The organism is Fischerella major NIES-592, from assembly GCF_001904645.1.
In the GTDB taxonomy this organism is placed as follows: Bacteria; Cyanobacteriota; Cyanobacteriia; order Cyanobacteriales; family Nostocaceae; genus Fischerella; species Fischerella thermalis.
Map to the genome: position 1 here is coordinate 17,781 of NZ_MRCA01000017.1, position 13,236 is coordinate 31,016.

General features: G+C 38.9%; 10 protein-coding genes and 1 tRNA gene. 3 read left to right on the plus strand and 8 right to left on the minus strand.

What is annotated here, in order from left to right; translation table 11 throughout:
* Positions 1-128 precede the first annotated feature (128 nt).
* Together NIES592_RS21175 and NIES592_RS21180 are read left to right on the plus strand one after the other, a co-directional pair.
* Positions 129-3,392 carry a GAF domain-containing protein gene (locus tag NIES592_RS21175; RefSeq protein WP_073556799.1) on the plus strand — a complete coding sequence of 1,088 codons (3,264 nt, stop codon included), beginning with the start codon at positions 129-131 and terminating at the stop codon, positions 3,390-3,392.
* Positions 3,393-3,784: 392 nt separating this feature from the next.
* On the plus strand, positions 3,785-5,530 hold the full coding sequence (locus NIES592_RS21180) for a chemotaxis protein CheW (protein ID WP_073556800.1): 1,746 nt from the start codon (positions 3,785-3,787) through the stop codon (positions 5,528-5,530).
* 80 nt (positions 5,531-5,610) lie between these two features.
* Here the strand turns inward: NIES592_RS21180 and cobA are convergent, their stop codons facing one another.
* The 4 genes from cobA to NIES592_RS21200 form a co-directional block, all read right to left on the minus strand.
* Positions 5,611-6,402: a uroporphyrinogen-III C-methyltransferase gene (cobA, locus tag NIES592_RS21185; RefSeq protein WP_073556801.1), complete on the minus strand. Its 792-nt coding sequence runs from the start codon at positions 6,400-6,402 to the stop codon at positions 5,611-5,613.
* Positions 6,399-7,118, minus strand: coding sequence for a sirohydrochlorin chelatase (locus NIES592_RS21190; protein ID WP_073556802.1), 720 nt, complete (start codon positions 7,116-7,118; stop codon positions 6,399-6,401). Before NIES592_RS21190 ends, cobA begins: the two co-directional genes overlap by 4 nt.
* A 200-nt stretch (positions 7,119-7,318) precedes the next feature.
* On the minus strand, positions 7,319-8,008 hold the full coding sequence (locus NIES592_RS21195; RefSeq protein ID WP_073556803.1) for a manganese catalase family protein: 690 nt from the start codon (positions 8,006-8,008) through the stop codon (positions 7,319-7,321).
* Positions 8,009-8,533: 525 nt separating this feature from the next.
* Complete coding sequence (locus NIES592_RS21200; protein ID WP_062247135.1) at positions 8,534-8,950, minus strand: DUF4359 domain-containing protein; 417 nt, start codon at positions 8,948-8,950, stop codon at positions 8,534-8,536.
* A gap of 111 nt (positions 8,951-9,061) precedes the next feature.
* On the opposite strand from NIES592_RS21200, the gene NIES592_RS21205 reads away from it, so the two are divergent.
* Positions 9,062-9,134, plus strand: a tRNA-His gene (locus NIES592_RS21205).
* A gap of 311 nt (positions 9,135-9,445) precedes the next feature.
* Here NIES592_RS21205 and NIES592_RS21210 read toward each other — a convergent pair.
* The 4 genes from NIES592_RS21210 to murJ form a co-directional block, all read right to left on the minus strand.
* Complete coding sequence (locus tag NIES592_RS21210; protein ID WP_009454996.1) at positions 9,446-9,784, minus strand: hypothetical protein; 339 nt, start codon at positions 9,782-9,784, stop codon at positions 9,446-9,448.
* Between the two features lie 109 nt (positions 9,785-9,893).
* Complete coding sequence (locus NIES592_RS21215; RefSeq protein ID WP_073556804.1) at positions 9,894-10,283, minus strand: nuclear transport factor 2 family protein; 390 nt, start codon at positions 10,281-10,283, stop codon at positions 9,894-9,896.
* Positions 10,284-10,570: 287 nt separating this feature from the next.
* Positions 10,571-10,933 carry a Lin0512 family protein gene (locus tag NIES592_RS21225; RefSeq protein WP_178379600.1) on the minus strand — a complete coding sequence of 121 codons (363 nt, stop codon included), beginning with the start codon at positions 10,931-10,933 and terminating at the stop codon, positions 10,571-10,573.
* 386 nt (positions 10,934-11,319) lie between these two features.
* Complete coding sequence (murJ, locus tag NIES592_RS21230) at positions 11,320-12,936, minus strand: murein biosynthesis integral membrane protein MurJ (protein WP_073556806.1); 1,617 nt, start codon at positions 12,934-12,936, stop codon at positions 11,320-11,322.
* Between the last annotated feature and the right edge of the window lie 300 nt (positions 12,937-13,236).

A 13,236-nucleotide genomic window follows, 5' to 3' on the forward strand; every position in this document is an offset into this window, starting at 1 on the left:
TTGTACATAGAATTCGCTACGATTAGTAACTTTCACAATTGATTTTTCAGCCCTCAAGTTTATCTGTAGAAGTCATCCAAAATCTAAAATCCAAAATCGCTTCACCCTCTGAGTATAGAGATAACTTAATGGTTAATAGAATTAATTCAGAACCGAAAAACAGTGGTTATCATCGGCGCACATTTAGAGTTACTTCCGAAACCGAAACTGTACTTCAGCGTAGAAATTATTCTCTCTATTCTCCGATTAATAGTGTTATAGCATGGGCGAAACAAGTTAGTTTCCGTACCAAAGCGATCGCTTTTGCTGTTGCTATTTCCACATTACCAACGTTGGGAGTGGGAGCTATGACATATTACCTAGTAAATCAATCTCTCACCAAAGAGATTAGTAATATTAAACAAGGCAGCGCTCGCAATTTAGCAGACAATGTTGAGCGATTTATGCTGAAACGATATAAGGAAATTCAGTTATTCGCTAGCCAAAAATTTCTCACTGACTCCGTACTGCGAGAGAGTTTAGATGCTGAAGATAAAACAGCACGGCTCAATAACTGGCAAGATATTTATCAAGTCTATGAAAGTATTGCTGTTGTGGATCTCAATGGTAATGTAGTTTTACAAACTCAAGGTGAAGCAATTCCTAACCAAAAAAATCAGGAGTCTTTTCAAGCAGTTCTGAGAACAAATGAACCATATATTGGTCAGCCATTGGTAGGTACAAGTGTAAAACAATCGAAAATTCATTTGGCTGCACCAGTTAAAGATAGTGTGACTAATAAAACAATTTATATTATCCAAGCGGTTATACCTATACAATCATTGGCGCAAACGCTCAATAAGCTTTCTGGAATTAAGGATGAGTACCAGTTAATAGATTCTGCGGGCAAGATTTTTTTGGCAAAAGATCAGAATCATTTGGGTAGAGATGCTCAAAAAGTTATTCCCAAATGGCAGGAATTACAAACATCAAAGCAAGTAGTCACACGTATACTGCGAGATCGAAAAGGTAAAGCTGAAGATTTAACAACCTTTGTTCCTTGGCAAAAAACAGCAGGTTTACCGGATTTAAATTGGCAATTAGTCTTGAGTACAGACAAAGCGATCGCCTTGGGTACACAAAGACAATTATTGTTGACATTGGCGATTGGAACGATTGTGACAGCCTTATTAGTGGGTGCGATCGCTGCTATTTTAGCCAATCGTCTCACCCTACCCATTCAAACTGCCACGATGGTAGTGAAGAAACTGGCGAGAGGTAATTTTGACACACGTATTACTGTCAAGGGAGAAGATGAATTTGCTACTTTGGGAGCCAGTATTAACCGTATGGCTGACCAACTGCAAGACTTGCTCAACAAACAAAAAATCGAGGCTGAACGCCTCAAGATGTTTACAAACATTTTAACAGCGATTCGTCAGTCACTCAACTGTGAGGATTTATTTAATACTACGGTTACAGAAGCCAGACAAGCATTAGGGGCACATCGAGTTGTCGTCTATCACTTTAATGCTCACGGTAGGGGACAAGTCATCGCCGAGTCTGTCGCGCCTGGATTACCAGTAACTTTGGGTGACACAATTGAAGACACTTCCATTGCTAGGCAATTAGTGGAAACCTACACGACTAATGGCATTCTCATCGCCAATAACGTTTTTGAGACAGACTTGGTTCCCGAACATCTGAGATTGATGGAAAGGCTGCAAGTCAAGGCGATATTAGCAACACCCATTCTCAAAGATAATCAAATTTTTGGTTTTTTGATTGCCCATTACTGCTGGGCGCCCCATGTTTGGCAACCTTTTGAAATTAATTTCTTGCGCCAGTTAGCAGTTCAAGTTGGATTGGCTTTAGAACGAGTCCATTTACTGGAAGTCAGCCAGGTACTCAAGGATTTTGCGATTCACTTATCTGGAACTCTTAATTCCCAAGAAATCTACAACTTGGCAGTTCAAGATATCCGTAAAGCCTTAAAGGTGGAGCGTGTAGTCATCTGTAAATTTGATCAGAAATCACAAGGTAGTATTTTAGCTGAGTCGGTAGTTGAGGGTTTACCTGGTGTAGAAACAAGATTTCATGAAGCTGTTGTGCAAGATTATGTAGAAAAGTATCGCCAAGGTGGTGTACTGGCTGCTAACAATATCTACCAAGCAGGTTTTTCAGAAGTTTATGTCAAGCAGCTAGAATCATTTGCAGTCAAAGCCCACTTACAAGCACCAATTTTGTTGGGGGGTAATCTACTAGGCTTGTTGATTGCTCATCAATGTACCAGAACTCGTGTCTGGCAACAAGCAGAAATTGAGTTATTTGAGCAATTTGCGAGATTGGTGGGACTGGCTTTAGAAAGAGCTAATCTTTTAGAACAAAGTGAAAGAGCTTCCGAACAGCAACGTCAACAAGCAGAACAACTGCAACAACAGTTAAACAGACTCTTAGATGATGTAGTGGGAGTCAAAAGAGGCGATTTAACAGTACACATCGAAGTTAACAAAGGTGAAATTGGAGCGATCGCAGATTTTTGCAACTTCATTGTTGAAAGGTTGCGGGAGATTGTCGTACAAGTTAAAGCAGCTGCTACCCAATTGAATACAGCGATCGCGGAAAATTCCGGAATCATCAGCCAACTAGCTATTGACACATTCAAGCAAACACAGGAAATAGATCGTTCCCTGGATGTTGTTGATCAAATTCGGCTTTCCATCAAAGGCGTAGCCAAAAATGCCAGATTAGCTACAGCAGTTGCGCGCACAGCCTCCCCTACTGCTGAAATTGGTGACGCTGCGATGGATCTCACTGTCGAAAATATCTTTAGCCTGCGGGAGTCGATGGGAGAAACAGCTATAAAAATTAAGCGTCTAGGGGATTACTCGCAACATATTACTCGTCTAGCTTCCTTAATTAAACAAATCTCCCTACAAACCAACTTATTAGCGATCAACGCTGGTATCGAAACAGCGCGTGTGGGTGGAGACAGTGACAGTTTAATTTCTTTTTCTGAAGAAGTAGCTGCACTGGCTACCGAAAGTGCCACAGTTACAGGTGAAATCGAAGGAATCGCCGCCAATATTAACCTGGAAGTTAGCGAAGTAGTCAAGACAATAGAATTAGGAAACGCCCAAGTAATAGAAGTAACTCGTCTGGTTGAAGATAGCAAACACAGCTTAAATCAAATGCTCAATGTTTGTTGCCAAATTGACGAATTAGTACAATCAATCTCTCTCGCTTCAGTATCTCAAGTGCAAACTTCTAAAGAAGTAATTAATTTAATGAAAGAAATTGCGAAAGTGTCTGAAATGACTGGCGGTTCCTATCGCAAAGTATCCGCATCTCTTCAAAGAACATTAGAGACTTACCAGCAGTTACAAGCAAGTGTTCGTAGTTTCAAAGTTTAATTCAGAAAGCAGAGTACGGAGGTAGAGGAGGCGCGGGTTCGCTACCGATGAGCGAACAAGGATCACCGTGGTAGGAAGGACTCTCTGCCTTCTGAATCTGAATATTTTTTTGGTATTTAATTTTATTTTCCTACTTAAATAAACTAGATAAACTCTTCATTAAGAAAAATAAATTTTAGAAATAATTAGAATTGAACAATATTTGACAGTTTCATTATTGATTACTAATTTATAATTGAATGATTTCTGATTAAGCAAACAGAAGTACCTGAACTTATATTAACACTCAAAAATCTCTTACTTCTGCCTTGTGCTTTCTACCTTAACCCAACGACAAAATTTATGTTGGGCTACTTATTCCCTTTCATTTGGTATCAAAAATAATTCCAACTATGTTAAAAGATAGGGAACTAGAGAACCAGATAAACTTTCTGGAAGAAGCTAATGGTAATTTGAATACCCTAGAATCTATATTCTTGGAACTCAAATCTAACCATCACAGCTATTTGCAAAATATTGATATAGCTCTCAAAGTTATTCATTCCATCAAAGCTGGTGCAGATATTATAGGTTTTCCTTTACTGAGTGATTTTGCTCACCGTTTAGCAGATGCGCTACAAGATTTCAAAAAACAGACAAACTTTTTAGAAATTGACACCGAATTACACAGTTTACTTCTATCTAGCGTTGAATGGTTACGCCAGATAGTAAAATTACTTTCTGTTGGATATGTTATAGATGAGCAATGGTTAGCAAGTTTTTGTTTTCCAGTGTTTGACGGGCTGAAAAAGCGTTTGTCTCAGCAAATTTGGACAAATAACCCAACACAGTACTCACCAACTCAAGAACTGGAAGACATTATCCTATTAATTTTCCAAACTGAAGTAGAAGAATACTTACAACACCTAAAATATTTATTAGCTAAAACAGATAAGTCTACTTTAAAAGCAGAAGTTATCATGATAGCTACTCAATTAGGTGATTTGGGTGAGTTACTTCATTTAAAAGCTTTTACCCAGCTTTGTCAGTCAGTCATGCAAAATTTAGAAGCAGCTGTATCTAATGTGGATGTGACAGAAATTGCTAAATTAGCATTATTGACATGGCAGCGATCGCAAACATTGATACTGACAAAGCAACTTGCAAATTTGCCAACGGAAATTGCTGTGAATTGGGATAAAAAAGGTAATTTTATTCAGAAATTTCCAGAGCAAGAAGTAAAATGTATAGACTACCAGAGAGAAAATCAAAAAATAACAGCGCGAACTCCTGTCAATAAAATTGAGACAATCAATTTTTTATTTCAGGAACTTACTATCCAGCAACAAAACCTAAAAATGCACATAGATAGATTACACCAGCTCATCCACAATCTTAGTCTTCGCGTCAAAAAGCTGGAATTAGAAAATTATGAACTACATCTTGCTTATGATAAATTATTTAGTAATGTATGTACATTGACCAAAATACATGCACAAAATGAAAATCCATATCATATTGTTGCCGATCATCATCTTACAGACAACAGCCAAGAATTAAATTATCTGTCACAGACAATCATCGAAACCATTGCTAAAATTCAAGCGATCACAAAAGATATTGAAAGCAATATAGCTGATACCAATCAAGTTAATTGCCTTTTAGAAAAAACAGCCCAAAATCTCAGCGAATCTTTTGTCAAAGCACCATTTCATCTCTCGAGCAAGCGAGTCATGCTAGTAGAATGTAATGGTATGCTCGTGGCATTACCAACAAATATAATTGTAGAAACATGTTTGTTGGAGCAACTTGATAGTGAATTTTTGCACTGGCAAGGTTCAACAATTCGCTTAATTAAGCTTGAGCAATACTTACAATCTTATAACTTACATCCCGCAATATCATCTTCAGACACTCTGCCACAAATCGATACTGCGAACGTATTAATCATTAGAGATAACAATCAACAAGTTGCAGTACAAATAGATCATTTTTGGGGTGAAATAGAAGTTTCTCTTTATCAAGTTGAAGCTAACACAACTCTACCTACTGGCATTAATAACTATACAATTTTGGATAATGAGCAAATAGTACCTGTGCTAAGTACTAGCGATTTGCTGAACTGGATTACTACTAATCAATTATCAAAGGCTACTTGATCTACATATAGAATTTATTAGATCCTCGACTCTTTAAAAAAGTCGGGGATCTGACCCCTCGCAACTTATAAAGTTGCTCATCACAAACGACAACCAGATAAAATTTTGTGCATATGCACCACCGCCCCAATCACCACAATTGCAGGTGCTTCAAATCCAGTTTGCTCAACCTGCTCTATAATTGTCCCTAACTCACCAATCAACTCTTGTTGGTCTGGTCTTGTACCCCAACGTACCAAAGCAATAGGAGTTTCCAGACTCAACCCCGCCTTCACTAACTCCTGGACAATATAAGGCAAATTGTGAATCCCCATGTATATCACAATCGTCTCCGAACCGTGAGCGATCGCACTCCAATTCACAGTCGGTCGATACTTACCAGCCGCCTCATGACCTGTAACAAATGTCACTGAAGAACTATATAATCGGTGCGTCAAAGGAATACCTGCATAGGCTGGAGCCGCTATCCCCGATGTAATACCCGGCACAACTTCCACATCTACTCCCGCTTGTAATAATTCTTCCATCTCTTCGCCACCGCGACCAAAAACAAACGGATCACCCCCCTTCAACCGAACGACAACCGCGTGTTCCTGTGCTTTTTCAATCATTAACTGGGTTGTTTCTTCCTGCACTAGTGAATGACGTCCCCGCCGCTTACCAGCATTAATTTTTTCCGCTTGGGGATTAATCATTTCTAGAATTGCTGGACTCACCAAAGCATCATAAATCACAACGTCTGCACACTCCAACAACCCTTTACCCTTGAGTGTCATCAACCCCGGATCTCCTGGCCCAGCACCCACCAAATAAACCTTTCCCAAACAATTCTTCCCCTCTTCCTTCGCGTCCTTAGTGTCTTCGCGGTTCATTCTTTAATCAAATCCCAAACTAAATCAGCTAACTCTGCACTTGCTCCTAAAGGTTCTGCCAGCTGCAAATCCACCCCAGGAAACTGTAATTGTAACTTTTCTATTACCTGAGCGATCGCATCAGTTATTCCACCTGCAAATAAAAAGTATGGCAGAATTGCAATTTGCCTATGTCCAATATTAATCAACTCTTTGACTTGCACTTCTAAACTGGGAGCTACAGACCAGTAAGCAGTCACTGCATCTAAATTTTTCGCTATAGCTTCCACTCGTAATTGTGAACCCTGACGGCGACTACCATGCGCTACAAGAATCCTCGCCGTCGCCATCGTCGCAGCGAATTGCTTGGCTAAAAAATTCTCCAAACCACAGTGACTACCTAAATGTGGTTGTAACTCTATCAAAATATCTTCACCGAGAGCCGCTCTTGCCAGCCTTACTTCATTAGGAATATCATCCATGACATGTACCCCTGGTAGCAAAAACAGTGGGACAACTTTGAGATGGACATTCTCCCAAGCAGCACAATTGTTAACGAACTTGATTATTTGCTCATGTAGAGGTTCTGGCTTAAGTTCTAAACACGCTGTACCAACTCTAATTTCAACTTCAAGATTTCGCGCTTGAGCAATTACAAGCTTTGCCAACTCCTGCATGGCAACTTCTGGACGTGGATCTCGGCTACCGTGGGATACTAGTAAACATGCAGACACCATTAGCAAGGAAAAATTTAAAATATATAGTCAAATATCTTAGCAAATTTTAAAAATTATTTTTATCGACTGTGAGACCCCCGATTTTTTAAAAAAGTCGGGGGTCTGTCCTCTCGCAACCTCTCAGAAATAATTGACACAGATTACTAACAGTTGATTGTTGGTAGAAAAATTGTTTTTCTAACCAACAAGTAACTAACAAATTAAGATTGCTTTTCTGCTAAAGGATCAGCAATGTAACGGAAAGTTGGCTCTGAATTCCAAGGTCCACGTTCATCTTTGCCATTTGTGGACAAGTTATAGTAAATATCAACAGTACTATCAGGTTCAATATTACCAAAAAATGGATCTGTTAATTTCCCCAAAGAATCTAATGCTTTCATAAACATTTGGGTGTGAGATATTTCTCTTGTCAGAAGATGAACAAGAGTATTTTTAGTACCTTCATCTGGTGCTAATTTAATCAATTCTTCGTAAGTTTGACGTGCGCCAGCTTCAGCAGCAATATCTGCTCTTAAATCGCGTACGACATCACCACCTTCATTGACGTAATTAGCATTCCAAGCAACACCTTGGCTATCTAGTAAGTGTGGTCCCATACCCCGTACAGCGAACAAAGTGCTTTTATAAGCTTCAGTTTGGTCGACGTTTTTGGTATGCGCTTCAATGAGTTTACCCACCATTTCTAAATGACCAAACTCTTCAATGGCAATATCTTGCAGCATATCCCTAATTCCAGGATGCTCACAGTGGAATGACTGAGTCCAGTATTGCAAAGCCGCTGTTAATTCACCTGTTGCACCACCAAACTGCTCTAAAAGTAATTGAGCAAAACGTGGATTAGCTTCTTTAACATCAACGACATGAATTGTTTCTTTTTTGTGGAAGAACATCAGTTATTTTCCTCTCTTAAGATATCTACTTTGATCACAAACTATTAGGGATAAAGTATTGTGCAAAAACTTAATATTTATGGCATTTTTTGACAATACTTTTCTCTAAACATTAGATAATAGCTAGTTGCTAAAGATTCACAACTAACTACTAGTGTTCATCAGAAAAATGATGTTTTTTTGATCTGATAACTTGCACCAAAGTCAACAAGAGCCAGAGGCTTTAGTTATTTTGATCAGGTTAAACCTGGTAATAAGGATTTGGAGGCTCAGCTTCCTAGCTGTTACAGATGTTGCAAGATGTAAATTGACGCTACTCTATTTAAAAATGCTAAACATAACAGCAAATCTTTACCTTCACCTAAAGAAAGACTTGCTGTTTTATTATTTCTAACCAAAGCTTTATTTGCTTATCAGAAAGATTTAACTAAAATTAGAGTCTTATCCTCCAGTTACAGCAGATAGTAAAATGCGATCGCTCACACCTACTTTTGTGAAAAAGCCACAACAGATAAGGAAAGATATCTATTGCTGTTCAGCTTTATAAGTGTAAAACTGGTTAAAAGCTCCTAGTGTCTCAAATTGATAACCAGGTGTAGAAGGTAAAACAGAATCAAGTCTGAGTGCAGGTATCAACGAATTTACATTTAAATCCGTACGGTAAATACTAAAAACGATAAAATCTTGACGTACGGTACTATCAGCTATAATCTCCCGTAGTTGCGGCTGAGCAGAATCTACTACTTGCCTGCAATTAAACTGTATAACGTTTTCTAAAAATTTTGGAGTTTTTTTGCAGACATTGCTGTTCAGATATTCTGTCAACCTTTGTGCTGCGTACTCTTCATATTCAACCTGACTGGGATTCGTCTTAGCCATAGCTACTCCCAAAGCAGCTAGACCAAAAACTCCCACATATGCCATAATAGTTAAGGCTTTCATTTGCTAAACAGTGATTTGCTGTAGTTTCTAGACTCCAGATTAGTTGAGTCCGTTCCTTGGAAGAAAATTGGATCAATTTCCCAAGGAAGTGCTATAATAAGAAACGCAATGGCGAGCGTAGCCAAGTGGTTAAGGCAGAGGATTGTGGTTCCTCCATTCGTGGGTTCGAGTCCCATCGTTCGCCCTCAATTTTCAGCTAATGTATATGCCCGGTAATGGTAAATCTCAATGGTTTACCGGCCGAGATTAGCTAAGCTATCAGATTTTATGCTTGGTGTCTAGGCGTTTGGTGTAATTGTTTCCAAATCAAATTTTTCTGACTGTAAGGCATAATGAGGAGCTGGAATTATCTAATTTTTTACTCTTAGCCGAATTGATTCTACCTGATCCACGTTCTAGCATTAGTGATCATTCACCTCAAAAGATAATTGTTGAATCTAAGGACAAATGAGGAATCTAACGAGTGAGCTTTATTTGTGACGACTTGCTTACTTTTTAATCTTCATCAAGAGCAGGAAAATATTCCTCAAATTGCCACAATTCATTTCTATTTTCAAAAAACCAAATCCGAGTTGCTGGAGTTAATTTACTCCAAATAATTTCAGGGGAGATATGAGGAGATGCATATTGATATTCCTGACCAAGAGCTTGGAGATTTTCTGTAACATCATCAGGGATACCAAATTCTTGCCAATCAACTTTTCTATATATTCCAGACACACCTCTAGCAGGATCAAAAATTAATTGTGCAGCTCTAATTAAGTCCGCAAAGTGTACTGGCTTGAATTTGTTGATTTCCTGAATTTCAATTGATTCGTTGTTTTCGGGAGACATCGTGACTGGAGTGGTGAATATTAACTATTTGTTGGATTTACTTTAACGAGACTCCTACACCGATGCCTCTAGTTTAGCGCATAGCAACAAATGTGAGCGTCGCTCACCTCTAAGAACGCAGCTGTGCAAGCATTAGCGCCCGATTCCAATAAGCACGTGTTGTTTGAATCTTGCCAAAATTGTTAATTTCAAACACTGTTATTCCTTCAAATGTCACTGATTTGTCAGTTTTACTAATTCCCTGCATAGTCCACTTAACAGCTACTTCATTACCTGCAATAAAAATATGCTCAGCTGTCGCTTCTAATTTATTAAAGACTGTTTTTAACTGGCTGATAAATGCACGAAAATTTTCATGAATTTTTGTTGGTGGTTCTCCAACTGGGTCATAACTGACAGCGTCTTCTGCAAAATTTTCAATCCAATCTTCAGCATTCATGGCAGCAATATTGCTAAAGTATTTAGCAATTAAATTTGTGATTTCTTCTTTTGTTATCATGTTTTTGTATATTTTTCTTTCAAAAATTTACTAAATATTACTAATGCCTTTTATCTCTCGGCAATAAATGTTTGTAGTGTAAAATTAGTAAAATTATAGCTGTCATAATTACGACTAGCACGTATCAATAAATTCGGGTTAACTTGCCACTCAAGTACTGCAAAAAACGTTTGTGTATTTACTATTTTGGGAGGGCAAGTAACAGAAATGCCAAAAATTATCCCAATTTTGTAGTTGTGCTGCTGTATTGTCTGTATTCATCAATTTTGTTTTGAGTGCTTTAGTTACTAATTTTCAACTAGGACTGTAACCGCAGCCACAGCTATCAACATTTCGTCATTTTTATCATTGAGTTCGGGGATAGCTCTACCTTGCACAACCATTCCCCCCTGTTCAGCTGTCAAGGATTTACGACCAAAAGGTAGTACAGCTAGTACCTCTTGTTGGCGGACTTGTTCTGGGTAGGGTACTGCAACTTGCACTTCTACAATCATCTCATTGGGGTGATTCAAGCCCGCTACCTCCCAAACACCAGGTAAAGCATTGTTGGCGATCGCATTTCTCACAGCCCTGGCTGCTGCTACTGTTGGATCTTGTCCATGCTGATCTATCCCCATCCCCATTTCGATAATTAACCGTTTACGTGCCATAGTTACCTCTGATACTGTTTTTGGATTGTAGAAGCTCATACAACTGGGCGGGAAAGATGCTAGCCCACGAATCGATAAATCATAAGAAAAGCTTATGCAAGCTATTGGATATTCTTTGTCAAGTCTAATTGACCTTTTGTAACAATTAAGTTTATATTTATTTACATAAATTAACTTTTTTAAATATCAATATCTCCCATCGACATTTGGATTCCTCATGGTCGCCTCGGTGTTTTGTACCGAGGCTTTTTGTTTATACAAAGGTAAGGGGCAGAAGGAACAAAATAAGTTAGTTGGGCATTGAGCGTGGGAAAATGACGAGTCAGTATTTTTATTACCAATTACCGACCCCAACGGATAGTATAAGTATTCAAGCGCACATGATACTATCTCTTCAAAAACCGTTGACGTAGACGAAAAACAAAAAGATTTACCTCTTGTAACTTCATGGCTGCAACGATCGCACCAAAAACACCCAAACCAACTAAGCCACATACAGCTAATTGCAACAGTTGAATTAGTAAACCATTGACACCAAGAAAACGTTGACAAATTACAAGACTACCGTAACTAGCAAAACCTCCGACCACGCTAGCACCAGTCAAACCTAAAATTGCTACACTCCATTCTCCCCAAGGTAAACCTTTCAACCTGCGATCGAGCAACCATAAAAGCATCAATGTGGAACTCAAATTCACCCCTACGGTTGCTAAAACCAAACCAGGCGCACCAAAAGATTTGATCAAAATCCAATCTAAGAAAATATTCACAAAGATGTTAAACAGGCTGATGCGAAAAGGTGTATCTCCATCGCCCAAGGCATAAAATACTCGTACTAGGACATCACGTCCCAAGTAAACAAACATTCCTATACCGTAAGCAACCAACAGGGAAGATACCATATCCGAGGCAGCTTGATTGAAAGCTCCGCGCTCATAGACTAAGCGTACAATGGGGTCGGATAGAGCTATCATCAAAGCACCCAAGGGCAACATTGTAAAAGCGGAAAGGATGAGTCCTTGGCGAATACGTAATTTTAACTCAGGCCAATCATTGGGATCGGTAAGTCGAGAAAATATTGGTAGCAGTGGAACCAAAATGACATTAGAAATGACTCCCAAGGGAGTTTGTACTAGTAAATTGGCATAATTCAAGCCAGAGGCAGCAGCAGGAATAAAAGAAGCAAAAATAGAATTTATCTGCCAGTTAATGTAGAGCATCCCAGAAGAAAAGGTAGCTGGGAGCATGATTTTCATGACTTCTCTGACTCCCGGCTGATTAAAATCAAATCGTAGGTGGAATGAACCCATACCAATACGTGCTTGTGCTACCAGTTGCACCAGCCATTGCAGTAATGCACCTGCTAGGGTTCCAATCGCTAATACTGCGCCACCATACATAAGATATTCTGGGGAATAGATTTTATTACCTAGTTGTAACCCCAGAAAAGCCATCGCAATTACAACTGTAATGCTTGACAACAGAGGACTAATCGAGGGTAGCCAGTACTGGTTTGCAACATTGAGTGTGCCAAACCCAATACCAATCAGCCCAGCTAAAATAGCCATTGGTGACATGATCTGGAGTTGTAGAGTTGCGATCGCTTTTACCAACTGTCCATCTGCGCGTTGATCTAAGCCTGGTGTTGTCAACTCAATAATATTTCCGGCAAAGATGATCAAAAAAATCGTCACAATCAACAGCACACAACCAACAAGGGTAGTCATCGTTTCTACCAAAGGTGCGGCTTCTTCTTTCTTGCGCTTGGCTAAAACACTGACGATCGCACTGTAAAAAGGCCCATTAATTCCACCAAGCAAAATAAGCAGAAACCCAGGAATAATGTAAGCGAAGCTATAGGCATCAGCAACAGCACCAGTACCAAAAGCTGCACCAATTGCCACCTGTCGCAATAAACCAACAACTTTACTGATGATTGTAGCAACAGCAACAATGCCAGCGATTCCAGCAAGGGAACGAGAAACTTTTTGTTCTTCTGTCACAAACAGTACCCAATAACCAAAAATGGCCCATACTTGAAAACATTTAACCGAAAATTCGGTACTTTGTCAGGGTATTTTTGATCAAAGGGAGTCAAATTTACTTAATGCTCCACTTCAAGTAAATTAAAAGAATGATTTAACTCAGTCTAATTTAAGTAGACTTGTACTATTAGCCACAAGTAAAGTGCGGGCTATTCTACTGTTTAATCTGAGAATATTTTAGTACTTACGTAAAACTGTGAATTTGAAGAAGCAACATAAGGTTTTTTGGCAATTGTCCAGAGTTTAATTTTGTTTAAA